Origin of the sequence: Jilunia laotingensis, assembly GCF_014385165.1 — a bacterium.
Classification (GTDB): domain Bacteria; phylum Bacteroidota; class Bacteroidia; order Bacteroidales; family Bacteroidaceae; genus Bacteroides; species Bacteroides laotingensis.
On sequence record NZ_JACRTF010000001.1, the window covers coordinates 2,114,790 to 2,136,359 of the forward strand.

Sequence of the window (21,570 nt, forward strand, 5' to 3'; positions counted from 1 at the left end):
GTAACAACCTGAAACGGTTGACAGGAATTAGATAAATAATCGGGTAGCAAATGGGGAGAAACATTTATTCTCTTTATGCTACCCGATTTTTCCTTTGCTTTGAAGGAGACCTTTAAGGTAATAGGCTTCCCGCTTTAATAAAATATACATCGGTTCTGTTTGTAAAAGCCATGATAGAGCCATCTTCAGATGAATAATTAGTCCACTGTGTGTTTTCATTAAGTTGTTCCCAGTGTACTTCTTTACCGCTATTACGTTCTATGACGATTAGTGTTCCGTTTTGAATAAGAGCGTAATGATTCCAAGGTATAGTAGTCTCTAAAGGTAATGGGTCAATATGTATAGAATAGTCATTGTAATAGTTATTATATTTTATTTTTTCCCCTGTGATTGTGTTTATGGAGTATATTTTATCTGATGATTGTCCAGCTACTATTATATAAGGTTCCCTTTTATGTGGTTGACAAAAATTCCGGTAGTTAGCATAATTGGGATTATCATTAAAGCAAATCCAATGTTTTTTTGTGTCTACATCCAAACAAAATACTTCCTTTATTGTATTTGAGTCGAATAGTATGAACTGGCGTCTATTATTTCCTGACTTAATAGTTGTGAACTTTGTTTGGTTGGACTGATACAAATCGTTATCGACTGGATAGAGTTCCATTTGGTGGTTTTGTGCGGAATTTATGGTGAACAATTTACTGTTACCTTGAAGTAGTCCAAAGCCATTGTAACAAAAATCCATGGAATGAATATCATCATAGTTCATCTCTATCGGTTTAGATAAGGTAGCTCTTAATATTCCTGTTTCTGCATCAATTATACATATATTTTCATCATAGATGTAAATACAGTTATTGTAAGGATTATAACATAACTTTGAATCTTTATCTTCAAGTGGTATTTTTTGAACAGTACTGTAATTCTTGGTTTCTAATTGAATGAGTTGTGGTTCCCAATTTTCTTGTGCCAAAAGCCAGCAATATTGGTTGTCTTTTGTAAATATCATATCTTTAGTTTGAGTTTGATATTTGTATGGAGGGATAACGGTGAAATTTCCATTATAAGTTTGGCCATCTTGACTTTGGACACTGTAATAATATGAAATAGTTTTTAGGAGATAGGGCTGTATGTCGGGGAATCGAATAATTGTACTATCCTCTTCATAAATGACAGAGCTAACTTTTACGTTTTCTAAATCGAGCAACTTGACGGGACGATTGAATTTGATAAATGGCATTTCCTGTGGAAATGTATATGTTTCATTTCTGCCACTATAATCAATAATATTAAGTATAGGACCTGCATCTTGAATAACAGTAAGTGTATCTTGTATATCTTCTTTTATTGCTTTTAAGATAACATGTGCAATTCTTTTCTCTGTCGTCGGATTTTCCTCAAACCAGACGTACAATGTATTTTCCCATATTCTAGTTTGTAGCCATTTCTCCTTACAGATTAATTCTGTTTGTAGATTTCCGGCATCAAAGTAAACTTGACTGCTCCCTTCAAAGACATTGACTTCCAAAATAGATGGAGTGATTGTTATAGGTTTCTTTTGTTTTTGGTCGGCTATAAGAGTTATTGTCCCCATTTTTTTTATGGTTCCAGGTATAATGTTTAAGATAATATCTTCCGAGTAATATCCTTCTTTATTGATTGATAAGATGTCATACTTAATATCTTTGAGGTAAAAAATACCTTCTGAATCAGTTTGAGTAGCTTGTTTGCCAACTGTTACAGTTGCTTCTTGGATAGGTGTACCATTTTCTTCAGTTACTTTTCCGGTTATGTCAGAACTGTACAATGTACTTTCTCTTTGGCAGCTTATTATAAGTATTGATATAATAAGTATATATAGTCCTTTGTGTATACTTCTCATGTGATAATTGTTTTAAAATATATATCCTACATTAATTCCCCAAGTGGTTATTTTATCAGTGATATGTTTCCGTTGTTCGTATATTGCTTTTAGGGTGAATGCTCCTTTCTCAATTGGTATCTGGATTCCTGCATTTACATAATAACCTATATAATTATGATATATGGCATTGCTATTGTCTTTTTTGTCTTGCTGTATACCATCTGGAAATAAGAAATAAGAGTATGAATGATAAGCATTTATTCCCCATAGAAATGTATTACATAAACCTCCTTCAATATGTGGACAAACAGAAATTTGGTTGAGTTTTATCACTAAGCCTGTTCGGATATCTGTTGTAAAGGCATTGATATGGAACTTATTATATATATTCATTTTAGAGAAATTGTCTTTTTCTCCTTTCACTCCACTAAGTTCACCTTCTAAATTCAAACCTATCATCTGAGTTAGACGCGGTATGGATAAGTCTATTCCGGCAGTAAGTGAAGGAGCCATTGACTTCATGTTATCTATATTCCAAAGTATGTTTGCATCTTTAAGGTAAAGTTTATGGAATTGCCAACCTATTCCAATATTATATTTTACTTTTACGAAATGTTTGTCGGGCTTTGTTTCAAACTCAATGCAATCTTCTCCCGTTTGACAAGTTTCATAATGATATTGTTTAGTGATTCTGCTAAGAAAGTCTCGGTTGATACGAAGAAACTTTAGTTTTTTCTTAGTCTTTTCACTTTTTTTGAACAACCATGTCATTATACCAACATAACGTGGATCGTACATGATTTTATGCCTTCCCTCAATTTCAACCTCTTTTGTCTCATTGGACATTTTAAACATATGTCCTTCTTCATCCTCGAAAAAGTAATAATCACATTTTGTTGATCTATAGTAATAGAGACTAACGCTACCTTTGATAATATACTCGAGGAATAGCAATGTAGGAGTTTTATCAATTGTAACTTGGCGTGTAACATAAAATTTCCCATCGCCAGTAAACCTGTACGCATAGATTTCTCCCGGCAAATAATTTTTGATGTTTTCGGAAGAGTCTGGCCGAAAACTGCATATGCGGGCATTTCGTTCGGCTGTTCTGAAATCAATCATGCCCTGAATGGTGTCATTTAAGTTTGTGATTATATATCCGGGACGTAAATTAATTTGTCCTTTGATTGTGAATATGGTTAAACACAACCAGATGGAAGTTATAATAAATTTCTTCATTGTGCCAGTTTTAAAAGATTGGTGTCGATTAGATAATACTCACAATTTTGCCCGACTTCAAACATGAATATAGCATTTTGAGAATCGAGAGATGAGGACATCCATACTCCTCCCCGCATATCAATTTCCTGTGTTTGATTATTAGAACATTGTAATATATATATCTTCTCATAGGCTATAAACAGGATATGAGTTACTTCAGTGCCGTTGTCCAATAGTTTGATGGTGTTATAATCTGTGGAAGGAGTTTTAAAGTTTGTTTTTGTTCCACTTATTATATTTATTAATTGCAAAGAGTTTGGATTGCTTATGGCTACAAATGGAGTCCGTGGGCTGACTCCGCAATAGTTTTCTGAAGTCGCATTACAAACTTTTTTGATTTCTAATGTGGCTGCGTCGACATATGCTACCATGTTAATGGGATTGTTACCATATAAAATGAATCCGTTTCCGTTATCGCAGGTTTCTACATTACTGACCAAAAGAGATTCAATTTGGTGTGGATTTTTAGTTATATCATATCCGGGAATTAACTCTATCTGGTGGTTCTGATGTGAATTGATGCTATAAATACGATTATTGGTTAAACAGAGTCCGATTCCGTTGTCCCCGAAAATCATAGCTCTTAAACCATTGCTACTGTTAAAGTTTAGTGGAACTTCTTCTACGAAGTTACCTGATATTGCATGATATAAATCCGCATAATAATTTGTATAACCTTTCATCCGTATTGCATATATCATTTTATTATTAGTATTATAGGAAGGCATACTATATAAATAGCTGTTGGGAATGGTTATGATAGGAGTCATTTGGGGTAAATCGATTATTTGCCATGTACTGGAGCTATATGCCAAACAGTGAGTATTGTCGGTGAATAGCATATAAGTTGGACAGTCGATTGATGTTGTTCGAGCGATATATCCTTTCAGGTCTAAAGGAATACTTCTTTGAGTGCAGTCTGTGGCTTGAACGACAAGTTTGAAAGAAGATTCTTTAAATGGTGGTACTTTTATTCCTATGATATGGACTGTCTCTCCTTGATTTAGGAGATTTACTGTTAGTTCGGAAGAAGGCTGTGACGTACTTGTTAGTTTTACTATTTTCACGGAACGGTTGAAATGAAAAAAGACTCCTTCTTTCTGAGCTAAAACGGGATTATCGGTATTTTCAGAGTAAACTAATTTAAGCGCGGGACCGGCTTTTTGTGTTACGATGAATTTGGAGTTCACGTCATATTCTCCTTTAAAAATAATTTCTGCAGTACGTTCTAAGTAAGTATCATTTTCTTTTATTTTTAGGGTCACTATATTGGAACCGGAAAATGAATTAGAGGGGATTGTTATCCAATCGGTATTTGCTGATAAGTAATAATCGACATTACTTTCAACAGATATGTTTATTATGGTATCTTGATTCTCAATAATGCGTTCGCCTTCATTAAGTTTTAAGAAAGATTGCTCTGCTATGGAATATAATGTAATGTCATAGTGTTCGGTATGTTTCCCCTTTAAAAATAAATTTGTTTTTTGAGAAATATACTCTTCTTTTTTAGAAATTAATACGCCCAGTCCTGGCTCAACGTTTTTAAAGATAAAGCTTCCGTCACTCTCCGTTTGAGTTTCTAGTTTAGAATCTGCAAGTCTTAATTCTAATTTGGCTCCTTCCAAGGGCAGGCCATCGGTTTTATAAACCGTCCCTTTTATCTCGCATGTAAATGAAGCTTCTTCTAAGGAGCATCCATGTACAATGAAAAGAATTAAAAAGAGATTAAATACTGAGGCTAACAAAATCTTGTTTTTCATGATCTTATGTGTTTTTTACAAAAATACATTTTTTTCTTTTAATCTTGTGGTTTGTGGCAATAATATTGTCTTTGATAATTAAAAAACATGAAAAAGAATGTTGATAACAGTTAGCATGCGATGGCTTTGTTTTTTCCAGAACTGAATAATATGGAATGAGTTTTGTATAAATGTCTTCACTACTTCGAATAAAGATAATAAAGTGTTTGACTTTTTAGTCAAGATGTTCCTCTATATGATAGATGATAAAAGAAGTTCAAACGCCTCCTTAATTATAGAGATGAAGAAGGTGTTTGGAGGAATATCAGAGTTTGGGATTCTTAATATTTTAAAATACTTTCTCTTGTTTCAACACGTACATGTCCGCAAGGTCTCCTTTGATGACCTGTTTGTCATTATCGAGCATCACAATTCTCCCTTCCTCTACTTTATAGTACGACTTTTCTCCCTCTTTATCGGTGGTTGTCAGCAAGTTCCGGCTTATCTCAAATGTTCCCGAATCGTTGAATTCGTTATCTTTACGATCAATATAAATATATTGCTGGGTGAATGTTTTGTCTTTGTTCAAGACGATTGTTACCCTGATTCCCGGGCAGTCGGCAGCCGGGATTGTTCCTTTGTATATTCCAAAGTAATCCAATGACGTTTCAGCATTGTGCATATCCATCACTTGGGTGGAATCAACTTCATGGTTTTCATTCACGCTAGTCTTTTTACTGTTCGTGCAGCTCATGATCGAGAATGTACACATCAGTACGGTACCGGTCAAATAGAACATCTTTTTCATACTAATTGTTATTTTTATTGTGTCAAGAACAAAGATAAGACTAAAAAGTTTAACTTTGTCCGTAGGTAAATAAATTCAATTACAAATTGCTAATGTTCACATGAATATACTTTTATCTTGTGCTAAAACCATGAGTGACGTTTCAAAGGTGAAAGTTCCTTTTACGACTGTTCCCCGGTTTCAGAAAGAAGCCGCTGAAGTAGCCTTGCAAATGTCGCAGTTCACGGTTGAGGAGCTTGAGCGTTTGTTGCATGTCAATCCGAAAATAGCTGTTGAGAATTATAAGCGTTATCAGGCATTCCATTCGGAGGAGGTACGTGAATTGCCAGCGCTACTGGCTTATACCGGGATCGTTTTTAAACGCCTGAATCCTAAAGATTTCTCTGATGAGGAGTTTCGTTACGCCCAGGATCACCTCCGACTCACTTCCTTCTGCTACGGTATGTTGCGTCCGTTAGACGTTATTCGTCCTTATCGCCTTGAAGGTGATGTACAGCTCCCGGAGGAAGGAGGGAAAACAATGTTTGCCTTTTGGCAAAGCCGCTTGACCGATCTGTTTATTGAAGAAATAAGAGCGAATGGCGGAATATTATGTTATTTGGCGAGTGATGAAATGCGGAATCTTTTTGACTGGAAGCGTGTGGAACGTGAGGTGAAAGTGGTTGTTCCTGAATTCCATGTTTGGAAAGGAGGGAAACTGTCTACCGTTGTCGTCTACACCAAAATGTCGCGGGGGGAGATGGCGCGTTACATATTGAAAAACCAGATTAAGGCACCGGAAGACTTGAAAGGATTTACTTGGGAAGGTTTCGAGTTTAATGAGCAGTTATCGGATGATAGGAAATTAATATTTACGAATGGAATAACCGGTTGAAGATATGACGGAAGTAGAAAAGATGCGTAGCAGCCAACTGGCTGATATGTCTGCGCCTGAGATACAGGTGAAATTTGAGAAAGCAAAAAGACTGTTGGCTAAGATGCGTTGTTTGAGTACTTATGATGCCGGATACCGGCCGTTGCTTGAAGAGTTGATACCAGGTATACCTGCCAGTTCTGTAGTTTGTCCTCCATTCCATTGCGATCATGGAGATGGTATCCGTTTGGGGGAGAATGTTTTTGTCAATGCGAATTGCACTTTCCTGGATGGTGGCTATATTACTATTGGGGCGCATACGTTGATTGGTCCCTGCGTGCAGATTTACACTCCGCACCATCCGTTGGATTATGTGGAGCGACGTCGACCTTTGGAATACGCTTATCCGGTGACTATCGGTGAAGATTGTTGGATTGGTGGCGGTGCGGTTATTTGTCCCGGAGTGACCATTGGAGACCGGTGCGTGATTGGTGCGGGTAGTGTCGTCACAAAAGATATTCCAAATGATTCCGTGGCGGTGGGCAATCCGGCACGAGTTATAAAAAGGAATTAGATTCTTGGTTAAGATAGGCTTCGTGGCAATTTGTATCGGTATTCTTTGTGTGATTATTTTATTGCTTGTTTCTCTTTGTTGCCGCTTGACTACTAAGTGATAATTTCTTTTCTTTGGGAAATGGTTGCTTCTAAGTGTCTGATAATCAATATTTGTTGAGGCCGTTTTTTCCTCGGTGATGAACACCCTCTTCCTCACCGATGAAGGGGGCGTTCCTCACCGATGAAGGATGTCTTCATCACCGACCTCCAAGGTGTACCTCGGTGGCAGGCAATATTGTCAGTTCCGGTCGTTTGCCCATGTAATATCTTTTCCTTGGATTCTGCTCGCTGCTTGAGGATATAAGAATCCTGTTTTAATCATTTCGTTCATGGATATTTCGGGTAGTCTTCCGCCAAATATTATAAGATAATTACCGGTCGAATAAAGTGAGACCTTGCTTGAAAATTACCTAATGTCCGGATCTCTTTCGATCGTTTATTTCCATCGGGCAATTTAAATGAGAAAGGGAATTTTAAGTTTGAAAGACAATCGGTGTTATTTAAAGAACCTTGTAGTCATTTTTTTTATTTTAATTTATGGCTGATTATCAGAAAGTTTTCCTGCGTATGAATAAAAAGATGAAAAAATAATAGTCGAATGTTTTGGTATTTTCAAAATAAGCTATACCTTTGCATCGCTTTTGAAACGGAAGTGTACGGGCGTTTAGCTCAGCTGGTTCAGAGCATCTGCCTTACAAGCAGAGGGTCGGCGGTTCGAATCCGTCAACGCCCACAAAGATAACCGATACACTTCCACTGCAAAAGGGCGTTTAGCTCAGCTGGTTCAGAGCATCTGCCTTACAAGCAGAGGGTCGGCGGTTCGAATCCGTCAACGCCCACATTAAAGAAGACTGAGTGGTTTCTGCTCAGTCTTTTTCATTTTTTGCCCCTGCTCTTTGCTGCGGACTGCCTTATTCTGTATGAGAGGAACTTAATAAAAGTAAATCTTAAGCCCTTCTTCTAAACTTTCCATCGACTTTATGCATTATTAATCAGGAAAAAGAGCTAATTTTGCAACCTGATAATTATCTGAACATTTTATGGAACTTGATTTACTTACGGCTATATCTCCTATTGATGGCCGTTATAGAGGCAAAACTAAAGCTTTGGCAGCTTATTTCTCTGAATTTGCGCTGATTAAATACCGTGTGCAGGTGGAAGTGGAGTACTTTATTACTTTATGTGAACTTCCTTTGCCGCAATTGAAGGGTGTGGACAAGAGCATCTTCGAAACGCTGCGTTCTATTTATCGTAACTTTTCAGAAACGGACGCTCAGCGTATCAAGGAGATAGAGAGCGTAACCAACCATGATGTAAAGGCTGTAGAATATTTCCTTAAAGAAGAATTTGACAAACTGGGCGGATTGGATGCATACAAAGAGTTTATCCATTTCGGACTCACTTCTCAGGATATAAATAATACATCCGTTCCTCTTTCTATAAAAGATGCATTGGAACAGGTCTATTATCCGCAAATTGAAGAACTGATCGCCCAATTGAAGGCGTACTCGAAGGAGTGGGAAGCAATCCCGATGCTTGCAAAAACTCACGGGCAACCTGCATCTCCGACTCGTTTGGGAAAAGAGGTGATGGTGTTTGTTTATCGCCTCGAACGCCAGTTGGCGTCATTGAAAGCTTGTCCTTTGACAGCTAAGTTTGGCGGGGCGACGGGTAATTACAATGCGCACCATGTGGCTTATCCCGAATATGACTGGAAGGAATTCGGCAATCGTTTTGTGGCTGAAAAGCTTGGATTGGAACGGGAGGAATATACCACCCAGATTTCCAATTATGACAATCTTTCTGCTGTTTTTGACGCGATGAAGCGCATCAATACGATCATGATCGATATGAACCGGGATTTCTGGCAATATATATCAATGGAATATTTTAAGCAGAAAATTAAGGCCGGTGAAGTGGGATCGAGCGCAATGCCCCATAAGGTAAACCCGATTGACTTTGAAAATGCGGAAGGCAATCTTGGAGTAGCTAATGCGCTTCTCGAGCATCTGGCGGTGAAGCTGCCCGTATCCCGTCTGCAGCGGGATCTTACAGACTCTACAGTGCTGCGCAATGTCGGTATGCCTTTCGGACACATCGTTATTGCTATCCAGAGTTCGTTGAAAGGACTTCGTAAACTGCTGTTGAATGAACCGGCTATTTGCCGCGATCTGGATAATTGCTGGAGCGTAGTGGCCGAAGCCATTCAGACAATTTTGCGCAGAGAAGCATACCCGCATCCTTATGAGGCACTGAAGGCATTGACGAGAACCAACCAAGCGATAACAGAAAGCTCTATTAAAGAGTTTATTGAAGGCTTGGATGTCAATGAAGATATTAAAAAAGAATTAAGAGTGATTACCCCGCATACTTATACGGGGCTTTGATAAATCTCTGAATAATCGGCCGTGAGGCCAAAGTTTAATTTTTATTCGAATAAAGCAATGAGCACAGAAAACGAAGAATGGCGTGATAACTTTAATGAAGAGAACGCCGAAGGAGGCCGTGACGGTAACAGATCTTACAACAGGGAGGGTGGATATAATCGTCCTTCTTACAATCGTGAGGGTGGCGATCGCCCGTATCGTCCGAGATTTAATCCTAATCGTGAAGGGGGTGACCGTCCGCAACGTCCTTATGGAGATCGTTCCTATGGTGACCGTCCGCAACGTCCAAATTATAATCGTGAGGGAGGTGACCGTCCGTATCGCCCCAGATTTAACTCAAATAGTGAAGGTGGGGATCGTCCGTACCGTCCCAGATTTAATTCTAACAATGAAGGAGGTGACCGCCCGCAGCGCTCCTACGGTGATCGCTCTTATGGTGACCGTCCGCAGCGTTCTAATTATAATCAGGGAGGTGGCAATCGCCCGTATCGCCCACGCTATAATAATAACGATGAAGGTGGCGAACGCTCTTATGGCGACCGTCCGCAACGTCCTAATTATAATCGCGAAGGAGGAGATCGCCCGTATCGTCCGCGTTTTAATAATGGTGGAGAAGGTCGTCCGCAAGGGTTTGCGCGTCCACAGCAACGTCGCACCGCGGATTATAACCCCAATGCTAAATATAGCAAGAAGAAACAGATAGAGTATAAAGAGCAGTTCGTAGATCCGAATGAACCGATCCGTTTGAATAAATTCCTTGCCAATGCCGGAGTTTGCTCCCGTCGCGAGGCTGATGAATTCATTACGGCAGGAGTCGTTTCCGTAAACGGTGAAGTGGTGACAGAATTGGGTACGAAGATCAAACGTTCTGACATTGTGAAGTTTCATGACCAGCCGGTGAGCATTGAACGTAAAGTATATGTTCTGCTGAATAAACCCAAAGATTGCGTGACTACTTCCGATGATCCGCAAGCGCGCAAGACCGTGATGGATTTGGTAAAAGGGGCTTGTAGTGAACGTATCTATCCTGTAGGACGTCTTGACCGCAACACGACAGGTGTTCTTTTGCTGACTAACGATGGCGATTTGGCTTCCAAGCTAACTCATCCGAAGTTCCTGAAGAAGAAGATCTATCATGTATATTTGGATAAGAACCTGACGAAGGCGGATATGGAGCAGATTGCTGCAGGTATCCAGCTTGAAGATGGTGAAATCCATGCGGATGCCATCAGCTACTCTGATGAAGTCAAACGAGATCAGGTAGGAATTGAAATACATTCCGGCAAAAACCGTATCGTCCGTCGTATTTTTGAATCATTGGGATATAAAGTCATGAAATTGGATCGAGTATTCTTTGCCGGTCTGACGAAGAAAGGCCTTCGCCGTGGTGAATGGCGTTATTTGACGGAGCAGGAAGTAAACTTCCTCCGCATGGGGTCTTTTGAATAATACACATTATATATAGTAATTATGGAGAAGATTAGTAGAACAAAAATTGTTGACCTGATGAAGCGCGAGGATTTCGGCACGATGGTCAATGTGAAAGGATGGGTACGTACCCGCAGAGGTAGTAAACAAGTTAACTTTATCGCACTGAATGATGGTTCTACAATAAATAATGTGCAAATCGTTGTCGATCTGGCTAACTTCGATGAAGAGATGCTGAAACTTATCACGACCGGTGCTTGTTTGAGCGTAAACGGTGTGATGGTCGAATCAGTCGGCTCCGGTCAGAAAGTAGAAGTTCAAGCACGTGAGATAGAAGTGCTGGGTGCTTGTGACAATACTTATCCGTTGCAGAAGAAAGGACATTCTATGGAATTTCTTCGTGAAATAGCACATTTACGTCCTCGGACAAATACATTCGGCGCGGTTTTCCGTATCCGTCACAATATGGCAATAGCTATCCATAAGTTTTTCCATGAAAAAGGATTTTTCTATTTCCATACTCCGATTATCACAGCTTCGGACTGTGAGGGTGCAGGGCAGATGTTCCAAGTTACTACGAAGAACTTGTACGATCTGAAGAAAGATGAAAACGGTTCCATTATTTACGATGACGACTTTTTCGGAAAGCAAGCCAGTTTGACTGTTTCCGGTCAGTTGGAAGGTGAATTGGCTGCAACCGCCTTAGGTGCTATCTACACATTTGGCCCTACGTTTCGTGCGGAGAACTCAAATACCCCTCGTCATCTTGCCGAATTTTGGATGATAGAACCGGAGGTTGCTTTCAACGATATTGCGGACAATATGGATCTGGCTGAAGAGTTCATTAAGTATTGTGTGCAGTGGGCTTTGGACAATTGTGCCGATGATGTGAAGTTCCTAAACGATATGTTCGATAAAGGATTGATTGAACGCTTGCAGAGTGTCCTGAAAGAAGATTTTGTTCGCTTGCCTTATACCGAAGGAATTAAGATCCTGGAAGAAGCAGTGGCGAAGGGGCATAAGTTTGAATTCCCCGTTTATTGGGGAGTCGATCTGGCTTCGGAACATGAACGTTATTTAGTCGAAGAGCATTTTAAACGTCCGGTTATTCTTACTGACTATCCGAAAGAGATTAAAGCTTTCTACATGAAGCAGAACGAGGATGGAAAGACAGTTCGTGCCATGGACGTATTGTTCCCGAAAATTGGCGAAATAATTGGCGGCTCCGAACGCGAATCCGATTACGGCAAGCTTATAACCCGTATTGAAGAGCTTAACATACCGATGAAAGATATGTGGTGGTATCTGGATACACGTAAATTCGGTACATGTCCACACTCTGGTTTTGGTCTGGGATTTGAACGTTTATTGCTGTTTGTAACAGGTATGACCAATATCCGTGATGTAATTCCTTTCCCGCGTACTCCGCGTAATGCCGATTTCTAAGTAGTCGTTAAACAGAATAAATATAAAGAAGCCCGAATCTTTTTTTAAGTTTCGGGTTTTTTTATTGTATTATATTGTTATAATCTCGAAATATATATTTATATTTGTGAGCGACAGACGATTAGAATGTTAACTAAAAAATACGGCGATGAAAAAACTCAACTTCTTTACCATGCTTGCAGCTATGCTGCTTGTGGTATCAGGTGTTATGGCTCAGAAAAAAGCAAAGTTTGAACCTGCCAACTTGAAGGGTATCTGGCAATTGTGTCATTACGTGTCGGAGCTTCCCGATGTTCCGGGCGTGTTAAAACCGAGTAATACATTTAAAGTGTTGAGCAATGACGGGAGGATTGTGAATTTTACCATAATCCCTGGTCAAGATGCCATTATTACCGGGTATGGCACTTATGAACAGATTTCTGCCGATGCTTATAAGGAGAGCATAGAAAAGAACATTCACCTCCCCATGCTTGACAATAAGGATAATATTCTACAATTCGAGCTTGAAGACGATGACCTATTGCATTTAAAATATTACATAGCTAAGGATTTAAACGGGAATGAACTGAATTGTTGGTTTCACGAAACATGGAAGCGGGTTGAAATGCCGGCTGTATTTCCGGAAGATATTGTGAGGTAGCATTTAGCGTTCCCCAAATTGATTAATTTTTTACTTTTTAAACATGAAGAAATTTTATTCGTTGTTAGTGGTCGGTTGCTTGATGCTACTTCAAGGTGTGGCGTTTGCGCAGAATGGGAGTCGATTAATGAAAAGTCCTGTACAAATGGATGTGAAACAAGTACAGAGCCGTAGTGCTGAATCGTCGGTTGAGTTAGGCTATTGCGATGATGGAATTGTTGGTGGCCTCGGAATAGGACGGACGTATTCGTTGTCCGGTGCCATTTATATCACACCGGAGCAAGCAAAGCTATATGAAAACGATCAAATAGAAAGTATCAGTATCGGATTATCGAGCAATGTAACAAAGTGTTCTGTGTTCATTGTAAAAGAATTGGGTGGAACGAAATTAGCGGAACAGAATGTCGGAAATGCTTCTTTCGGATGGAAAGATGTTAAATTGAATAATCCATATACAATTACCGGTGAGGGATTTTATGTCGGATATACATGTACCGGAGATGGACAAATCGGCTTATCGAATACACAATCGGAAAATAGTGTGTTTGTCGAACTCGATGGAAAATGGGATGATAATGCCGATCAATTTCCTGCACTGTGTATTCGTGCGAATGTGGCAGGTGATAATATGCCCAATGACTTTAATCTGATTAACGTTGAAGATTGCATATCGAAAGTTGGTGAAAGTTTTATTTTGTCAGGAGTGGTAAAGAGTATGACTACCATCCCAGTAACAAATTATGAAATAAAATATGCCATAGGTGACGGAGCGTATGCTTCACAAACAATTGAAAAAGCATTAAGTGCAAATATGTTGGATTCATTCCGAATAGAGGTTCCGGCTATAACTGAAATAGGGGAATACACATTGCATGTTGCTGTATCAAAAATTAACGGAAATCCTGATGACTATGAGGGGAATAGCACAAAGGAGTGTATTGTAAGGTGCAAAGAATATGTATTCCCTTATAAAATAGTGGTAGAAGAAGGTACCGGTACTTGGTGTGGTTGGTGTCCTCGTGGAATTGTAGGAATGCGGGAAATGAAAAAGAAATATCCGGATTCATTTATCGGAATTGCCGTCCACGCTGACGATCCCATGAAAACCAGCAGCTATACAGCTCTTTTAAGCAATTTAAAAGGCTATCCCGGTTGCATTGTTAATCGAAATAAAGACCTTGTTTTTGATCCGGCATTTGCGAATTTAGAAAAAGCATACTTGGATGAAATAAAGAAGGGAGCCGATGTGGGAATTACTGTAGCAGCTCAATTTGCTTCTGAAGATCAAAAGGTTGTTGAAATAAGCACTCAAACAGTGTTTGGGTATTCTATGGAAAATGCAGCATTTCGTATAGCATTTGTCGTGCTTGAAAATGGAGTTACGGGTTACAAGCAGACAAATAACTATGCTGGAGGTCGTAACGGGGAAATGGGAGGCTTTGAAAGCTTATCAGGTTCGGCTAAGATAGATTTTGATGATGTAGCGCGGGGGATTTATAAATCGTATAATGGTACATTAAGCAGCGTGCCGACTACAGTCGTTAAGGGAGAGACTTATGCCTATTCATATGAATTGACATTGCCTACTACTATCCAAAATAAAAACAATCTTGAGATTGTTGCATTATTAATCAACTCTACTACTAAAGAAATTGTAAATGCGGATAAAGTGGAGTTAAAAGTAGAGGCTACTGGGATTGATCAGGTGCAGGAACATTCCAGTATAAATGTTTATGCTGAAGCTGGAGAAATTAGAGTAAGCGGAGATTATGATACCTTACAGGTATATACCACAGAAGGTGTTGAGATTCTTAATTCTCAACTTAATTCGGGTGTCTATCTAGTAAGGATAGTGGCTGGCAATCATATTTATGTAAAGAAGATAGCATTATAAGAAAGAATATAATTTTAAGAAGCTTGGAAAGCTGAACTAATTGGAAGCTCCGTACAAATACATCTAACTTTGTGCGGGGCTTTTCGCTTTCTTTCTTGTTATTTCTCCTGCTTCTGTATGCCTGTATTTCAATCTGATAAATCCAAAAAAAGGAAGAAATAGTTTGCCAATTCGAAGAAAAGCCGTATTTTTGCAAGCCGATTATTATCATAAAAGGATAAGAGATTAATTCATAGCAAGTTAATCTTCCTTTGTCCGGGGAAGATTAATGAGTGGTGAAGCAAATTTTAGTAGTAACATTTAAAAAACAAATTAAGAGTGGATACTTTAAGTTACAAGACCATTTCTGCAAACGAAGCAACTGTAACCAAAGAATGGGTTATTGTTGACGCAACAGACCAAACGCTGGGTCGTCTGGGTGCGAAAGTTGCGAAACTGTTGAGAGGAAAGTATAAACCAAACTTTACTCCTCATGTAGATTGCGGTGATAATGTTATCATCATCAACGCAGACAAAGTAAAATTAACAGGTAACAAATGGAATGACAGAGTTTATTTGTCATACACCGGTTATCCGGGCGGTCAGAGAGAAATGACTCCTGCTCGTTTGATTACAAAACCTAACGGTGAAGACCGATTGCTGAGAAAAGTAGTAAAGGGTATGCTCCCGAAAAACAGACTGGGAGCTAAACTGTTGAAGAACTTGTATGTTTACGCTGGTAGCGAACACAAACAGGATGCACAGAACCCGAAATCAATTGATATAAACTTACTTAAATAAGAGAGAATGGAAGTAGTAAATGCATTAGGCAGACGTAAACGTGCTATTGCACGCATATTCGTAAGCGAAGGTACAGGAAAGATTACTATTAACAAGAGAGACCTTGCAGAGTACTTTCCATCAACTATACTTCAGTATGTAGTTAAACAGCCATTAAACAAATTGGGCGTTGCTGAAAAGTACGATATCAAAGTAAATTTGTGTGGTGGTGGTTTCACTGGCCAGTCTCAGGCTCTGCGTTTAGCTATCGCCCGTGCGCTGGTTAAAATGAATGCTGAAGATAAAGCTGCCCTGCGTGCAGAAGGCTTCATGACACGCGATCCGCGTTCTGTTGAACGTAAGAAACCGGGTCAGCCGAAAGCTCGTAGAAGATTCCAGTTCAGCAAGCGTTAATGGGCTGCCTGAAGGAATAGGTTTAGTATCTAAACTACCGGGACTCTCAGATAGGCTACCCGGCGGTTGGTTTAGAAAAAACAAAAAAGAAAGTAAACAAATTAAAGAAGAAACAAGATGTCAAGAACAAATTTTGATACATTATTGGAGGCCGGTTGCCACTTCGGACACCTTAAAAGAAAGTGGAATCCTGCAATGGCTCCTTATATTTTCATGGAACGCAATGGTATTCATATCATTGACCTCCACAAAACAGTTGCAAAAGTAGATGAAGCTGCCGAAGCTTTAAAACAAATTGCAAAATCTGGCAAGAAAATCCTTTTTGTTGCTACTAAAAAACAGGCAAAACAAGTTGTTGCTGATAAAGCTGCATCTGTAAACATGCCTTATGTAATCGAGCGTTGGCCGGGTGGTATGTTGACAAACTTCCCTACTATCCGTAAGGCTGTGAAAAAGATGGCTACTATCGATAAGTTAACTAACGATGGTACATATTCTAACCTCTCTAAGAGAGAAATTCTTCAGATTTCTCGTCAACGTGCTAAGTTGGAGAAGACTTTAGGCTCTATTGCTGATCTGACTCGCCTGCCTTCTGCTTTGTTCGTTATCGACGTAATGAAAGAAAACATCGCTGTTCGCGAAGCTAACCGTTTGGGAATTCCTGTATTCGGTATCGTTGATACTAATTCAGATCCCACGAATATTGACTTCGTAATTCCGGCTAATGATGATGCTACTAAGTCAGTAGAGGTTATCCTTGATGCTTGCTGCGCAGCAGTGCAGGAAGGTTTGGAAGAAAGAAAAGCCGAAAAAATCGATATGGAAGCAGCCGGTGAGGCATCTGCCACTAAAGGCAAGAAAAAATCTGCAAAAGCAAGACTCGATAAGTCTGATGAAGAGGCAATAAATGCTGCTAAGGCTGCTGCGTTCATCAAGGAAGACGAAGAGGCTTAATTTTATATAGTTGAGAGTTGAGAGTTGAAAGTTGAGAATTACCTTTTAGGGTGGTTCCCTTCTCTCAAATCTCAACTCTTAACTGCTTTATGAGGAATTATTAACTATAAAAATATAAAGATATTATGGCTGTAACAATGGCTGATATAACCAAGCTTCGCAAAATGACAGGAGCTGGTATGATGGATTGCAAAAATGCGTTGACTGAAGCAAACGGTGATTTCGACGGTGCAATGAAGATTATTCGTGAAAAGGGACAGGCAGTTGCTGCAAAACGTTCTGATCGTGAAGCTTCTGAGGGATGTGTTCTTGTAAAAGTTGCTGATGGTTTTGGTGCTATCATTGCTTTAAAGTGTGAGACGGATTTTGTTGCAAAGAATGAAGATTTCATCAAACTGACCCAGGCTATTTTGGATGCTGCTGTGGCTAACAAATGCAAAACTTTGGAGGAAGTGAAAGCTCTTTCAATGGGAGATGCTACTATTGAGCAAGCCGTAACTGACAGAAGCGGTATCACTGGTGAGAAAATGGAATTGGATGGCTACATGACTTTGGAAGGTGCTTCTATTGCCACTTATAATCATCAAGGAAAGAACTTCCTGTGTACAATGGTTGCTTTGAATAAGGAAGTTGATCCGAAAGTAGGCCACGAAGTTGCAATGCAGATTGCTGCTATGAATCCAATTGCTGTAAACGAAGCAGGTGTGCCGGCTGACGTATTGGAAAAGGAAAAAGAAATTGCTGCTGACAAGGCTCGTCAAGAAGGTAAACCTGAGAACATGATTGAAAAAATCGCTATGGGTCGTATCGGTAAGTTCTACAAAGAAGTATGTCTGCTGAATCAGGAATATATTCAGGATGCTAAGAAGACAGTTGCTGATTACTTGAAATCAGTGGATAAAGATTTGACTGTAACAGCTTTCAAACGTTTTACTTTAAGAGCTGAATAATAGATAGAGATAGGAAAGACATGGGGTTTTGAAATGTCTTGATCTTTGCAAAATCACCCTTACTATAAAATTGACCTGAACCTCGAGAGTTGGATAGAAAACTTAGGAGTACAGTTCGAATATAGTAAGGGTGATTTTTGGGCTTTAGATGGCTTTTGTGGAATGACTTTTACCGTTTTTAAATTGTGATAAATATAATCTTCTTTTTTGAAGGCTTGTTATACGTCTGATTACAATACTGTTTATTCCACTTCTTATGATTCTTTTTTGGTTCCATGCCTCGTTTCATTTGGTAACAGTACTTTATAAAGGTGGAAAATATCTTTATATAGAATTAGTGAGAGGAAAACCGAATAAAGTTTAAATAAGATTTCAACCTACAGGTTTGGATTTTGTATATCCTTCCTTTTTTAGTAAATCCAATACCTTTTGTTTGAAATCACCTTGTACAATGATTTCTCCATCTTTGGCTGAACCTCCGACTCCGCACTTTGATTTCAGCAATTTACCCAATTCTTTCAAGTCATTATCTGTGCCTACAAAGCCGGTAATAAGTGTTACGACTTTTCCACCCCGATTTTTGCGATCCAACTGTACTCGCAGGTTTTGTAGTGCAGGTTCTAATGTGACTTGCTCCTCGTCATCTTCCATTTCGTAATTAAAGTTCGGATTGGTGGAATAAACCACATTCAGACGTTCCTTCCAGTCATTATTTTTCATGTCATTTATACTTTTATGGGATCAAAAATAATATTTTGTAGAAACACTTGCAATCTTTTTAAGTTTTTATCGTCTAATAAAATAGAATGAAATGACTAAATAAGGAAAGATGAAACGATACTTCTGGCTGATTGCACTATGTCTTTGGACTGTGGTCTCCTTTGCGCAAACTTTTAAAGGGAAGGTGACGGGTGAAAATGGAATTCCGATACCCTATGCAGCTCTCTATCTGAAGGAATTGAAATGGGGATTTACGACAGATGATAACGGATGTTTCCAAACGACTCTGAAAGAAGGGAATTATACGTGTGAAGTTTCTTCATTGGGGTATATGGGACAAACTTTACTAATAAAGGTTCCGGCAAAGGGATTGGAAAAGAACGTGGTGCTTGTCGAACGGATTTACTCCCTTGATGAAGTGAATGTAAAAAAAGGGGCAGAGGATCCTGCTTATGCTGTGATGCGGAAAGCAATAGCAAATGCACCATATTATCGAAAGCAAGTGCAGGGGTTTGAGGCAAATACATATCTGAAAGGTTCTGGTAAAATGACGAGTATTCCAGCGGTGCTAAAGCTGTCAAAAGAAGTCAGGACAGAATCGAAAAAATATATGGGAAAGTTGTTTTTGTTGGAAGAAGAACGTGATGTGACTTTTAGGGCTCCCGATACCTGGGAAGGGCATGTTAAGGCTTATAACAATACATTCCCGGAAGAGATAAGCGTACAAATAGGACTTACTACCATTAATCTTTATGAACCTACTATCTTTGGCAAGGTATCTCCGCTAAGTGCTGGGGCGTTTACTTATTATCGTTTTCAGCTTGAGGGGTGTTATGCGGAAGGTGGTTATCTGGTTAATAAGATAAAGGTCATTCCTCGAAATGATAATCCGCGTTTGGTGGCAGGTGATTTGTATATTATTGAGGATCTGTGGTGCGTATCAGCGGCCGATCTGTACATTCGGATGAGTGGATTGAAGGCTACGGTCAAGATTATTTGTAAAGAAGTACAGCCTTCCGCTTTTTTGATTACTTCTACCAGTATGGAGACTGCCATTAATATGATGGGGTTTAAGGCTGAAGCCTCTTATCTGGCTTCCATTCATTACACTCATGTTAATATTGCCAAGCAAATTGTAGGACAGGAGAAAGAAGAAGACGTTCCATTGCCTACGATCGCTGTGCAGTCGAAAAAACAGCAGAAGATTCAGCAGCAAATTGATCTCTTGTCCTCTAAAAAAGATATTACGATACGGGAGGCTTATAAACTTTCAAAATTGATAGAGAAAGCTTCGGAGCTTGCAGATACTTTAAGGCCTGTGCATAAATACGAACGCGCCTCGGAGGTAGGTAATCGGACATTAACTACTGATTCACTGGCCGATAAAAAAGACTCTCTTTATTGGGCGGCAATCCGTAGTGTCCCATTGAAGCCGGAAGAGTTACAAAGCTATTTGAATAAAGAAAAAATAGTGGCAAGTAGGGATTCGCTTCGGCACGATAGTATACGGGAACAATCGATTGGTGGTAAAATATTTCAAGCGATATTTGTAGGAGACACATATCGTACAAAAAACAAAAAAATATGGTTGAGTCTTGATGGGCTACCTTCATATATACCCGAATACAATTTTGTTGACGGATTTTGGCTGGGGATAAAATTGGAAACGGGTGTGAAATTGTCTGATGCAACTCAGCTTCGTATAACGCCTTCTCTATATTATACTACTGCTCGAAAAGCTATAGTAGGCCAAGGAATCATAACACTTGACTATGCTCCGCGTCATCGGGGAAAGTTGAGTCTTTCCGGAGGAGTGTTGTCTGCTGATTATAATGGAGAAAGTGGTGAGGCGCGTTTGGTGAATGCTTTGGCTACATCATTGTTTGGACGTAATGATATGAAATTATATGATAAACGCTTCCTCTCGGTCGATCATGCTATCGAATTAGTGAATGGATTGCTGTTTTCTGCTTCATTGACTTGGCAGCAGCGTAAGATGCTTGATAATCATATTTCGAAGAGTTGGTTCAAGCGAGAGGCCGAACCGAATATTCCACCTGTTAGTTCTTTTAAGCCTATGCCCGAGAATGAACTGTTGAAAGCCTCTTTTGGTTTAGAGTATACTCCTGCACATTATTATCGGATGATACAAGGGCAGAAAATATACGAGACTTCGAAGTTCCCTACATTTTCTGTTCAATACGATCGCGGTTTTCCTGTCAATGACGCAAAGCTTTCATCAATTTATAATTTTGCACAGTTTACTGTTCGGCAGAATATAGAGTTCGGTATGTTCAACAGTCTGTATTGGTATGTGAATACAGGGATGTTTTGGGATAAAAAGAATATGCAGTTTCCTGATTTTAAACATTTTGCTACGAGTAGTTTCCCCTTGACGGGACGTAGCTTCAATACAGGTTTTTCGCTATTAGGAAATTATGCTTATTCAACGAATACACGTTGGATGCAAGCGAATGTATCATGGTATACACCTTATTTATTATTGAAGTATCTTCCTTTCTTGAAAAAGAAAAACTTTGATGAAGCTTTGCATTTTCGTTCACTCGTGGTCTATGAATATAGGCCCTATTCCGAATTGGGGTATTCAATAGGCTTTTCTGATATAGCCCGCGTTGGTGTCTTTGCTGGATTTGATTCTTTTAAATTCCGTTCAGCCGGTGTTTCCGTGAGTATCCCTTTGTCACTGTTTTCGGGAGATTAGTACTCTATGTAGAAATTATGTTAACCTTCTGTTACAACTCGGCTGCTTTTCGGAAAAATAGTGTAAATTTGTCGGTCTCTAATCTAAAAG

At 39.3% G+C, this 21,570-nt stretch carries 17 protein-coding genes and 2 tRNA genes; 14 read left to right on the plus strand and 5 right to left on the minus strand.

The window, feature by feature from the left end:
• Positions 1-112: 112 nt before the first annotated feature.
• The 4 genes from H8744_RS08035 to H8744_RS08050 form a co-directional block, all read right to left on the minus strand.
• A complete protein-coding gene (locus H8744_RS08035; protein ID WP_262434344.1) occupies positions 113-1,885 on the minus strand; it encodes a carboxypeptidase-like regulatory domain-containing protein in 1,773 nt (590 codons plus the stop codon).
• 12 nt (positions 1,886-1,897) lie between these two features.
• Positions 1,898-3,106: a hypothetical protein gene (locus H8744_RS08040; RefSeq protein ID WP_262434345.1), complete on the minus strand. Its 1,209-nt coding sequence runs from the start codon at positions 3,104-3,106 to the stop codon at positions 1,898-1,900.
• A complete protein-coding gene (locus tag H8744_RS08045) occupies positions 3,103-4,911 on the minus strand; it encodes a BACON domain-containing protein (protein WP_262434346.1) in 1,809 nt (602 codons plus the stop codon). Before H8744_RS08045 ends, H8744_RS08040 begins: the two co-directional genes overlap by 4 nt.
• A gap of 328 nt (positions 4,912-5,239) precedes the next feature.
• The gene (locus H8744_RS08050) at positions 5,240-5,698 is read right to left on the minus strand and encodes a copper resistance protein NlpE (RefSeq protein WP_262434347.1); all 459 of its coding nucleotides are present in this window, start codon (positions 5,696-5,698) and stop codon (positions 5,240-5,242) included.
• Between the two features lie 100 nt (positions 5,699-5,798).
• Here H8744_RS08050 and yaaA point away from each other — a divergent pair, with 100 nt between their 5' ends.
• The 13 genes from yaaA to tsf all read left to right on the plus strand — a co-directional run bounded on the left by yaaA (position 5,799) and on the right by tsf (position 18,038).
• Positions 5,799-6,572, plus strand: a complete 774-nt coding sequence (gene yaaA / locus H8744_RS08055; protein WP_262434348.1) for a peroxide stress protein YaaA — start codon at positions 5,799-5,801, stop codon at positions 6,570-6,572.
• 4 nt (positions 6,573-6,576) lie between these two features.
• The gene (locus H8744_RS18855; protein WP_305067357.1) at positions 6,577-7,125 is read left to right on the plus strand and encodes a sugar O-acetyltransferase; all 549 of its coding nucleotides are present in this window, start codon (positions 6,577-6,579) and stop codon (positions 7,123-7,125) included.
• A gap of 699 nt (positions 7,126-7,824) precedes the next feature.
• Positions 7,825-7,899, plus strand: a tRNA-Val gene (locus tag H8744_RS08065).
• Positions 7,900-7,930: 31 nt separating this feature from the next.
• Positions 7,931-8,005, plus strand: a tRNA-Val gene (locus tag H8744_RS08070).
• A gap of 201 nt (positions 8,006-8,206) precedes the next feature.
• Positions 8,207-9,553: an adenylosuccinate lyase gene (purB, locus tag H8744_RS08075; RefSeq protein ID WP_262434349.1), complete on the plus strand. Its 1,347-nt coding sequence runs from the start codon at positions 8,207-8,209 to the stop codon at positions 9,551-9,553.
• Positions 9,554-9,610: 57 nt separating this feature from the next.
• The gene (locus H8744_RS08080) at positions 9,611-11,002 is read left to right on the plus strand and encodes a pseudouridine synthase (RefSeq protein ID WP_262434350.1); all 1,392 of its coding nucleotides are present in this window, start codon (positions 9,611-9,613) and stop codon (positions 11,000-11,002) included.
• Positions 11,003-11,023: 21 nt separating this feature from the next.
• Entirely contained in the window at positions 11,024-12,427 is a 1,404-nt protein-coding gene (gene asnS, locus H8744_RS08085) for an asparagine--tRNA ligase (protein ID WP_262434351.1), read from the plus strand.
• Between the two features lie 148 nt (positions 12,428-12,575).
• Entirely contained in the window at positions 12,576-13,067 is a 492-nt protein-coding gene (locus H8744_RS08090) for a DUF4488 domain-containing protein (RefSeq protein WP_262434352.1), read from the plus strand.
• A gap of 43 nt (positions 13,068-13,110) precedes the next feature.
• On the plus strand, positions 13,111-14,961 hold the full coding sequence (locus H8744_RS08095; RefSeq protein WP_262434353.1) for an Omp28-related outer membrane protein: 1,851 nt from the start codon (positions 13,111-13,113) through the stop codon (positions 14,959-14,961).
• 318 nt (positions 14,962-15,279) lie between these two features.
• Complete coding sequence (rplM, locus tag H8744_RS08100; protein ID WP_369411002.1) at positions 15,280-15,741, plus strand: 50S ribosomal protein L13; 462 nt, start codon at positions 15,280-15,282, stop codon at positions 15,739-15,741.
• A 6-nt stretch (positions 15,742-15,747) separates the two neighbouring features.
• Complete coding sequence (gene rpsI / locus H8744_RS08105) at positions 15,748-16,134, plus strand: 30S ribosomal protein S9 (protein ID WP_195358294.1); 387 nt, start codon at positions 15,748-15,750, stop codon at positions 16,132-16,134.
• Positions 16,135-16,251: 117 nt separating this feature from the next.
• On the plus strand, positions 16,252-17,088 hold the full coding sequence (gene rpsB / locus H8744_RS08110; protein ID WP_262434354.1) for a 30S ribosomal protein S2: 837 nt from the start codon (positions 16,252-16,254) through the stop codon (positions 17,086-17,088).
• A gap of 125 nt (positions 17,089-17,213) precedes the next feature.
• Positions 17,214-18,038, plus strand: a complete 825-nt coding sequence (gene tsf, locus H8744_RS08115) for a translation elongation factor Ts (protein ID WP_262434355.1) — start codon at positions 17,214-17,216, stop codon at positions 18,036-18,038.
• A 372-nt stretch (positions 18,039-18,410) separates the two neighbouring features.
• On the opposite strand, the gene H8744_RS08120 is transcribed toward tsf, so the two are convergent.
• Complete coding sequence (locus H8744_RS08120; RefSeq protein ID WP_262434356.1) at positions 18,411-18,758, minus strand: translation initiation factor; 348 nt, start codon at positions 18,756-18,758, stop codon at positions 18,411-18,413.
• Between the two features lie 109 nt (positions 18,759-18,867).
• Here H8744_RS08120 and H8744_RS08125 point away from each other — a divergent pair, with 109 nt between their 5' ends.
• On the plus strand, positions 18,868-21,480 hold the full coding sequence (locus tag H8744_RS08125) for a DUF5686 and carboxypeptidase regulatory-like domain-containing protein (protein WP_262434357.1): 2,613 nt from the start codon (positions 18,868-18,870) through the stop codon (positions 21,478-21,480).
• The last annotated feature ends 90 nt before the right edge of the window (positions 21,481-21,570 follow it).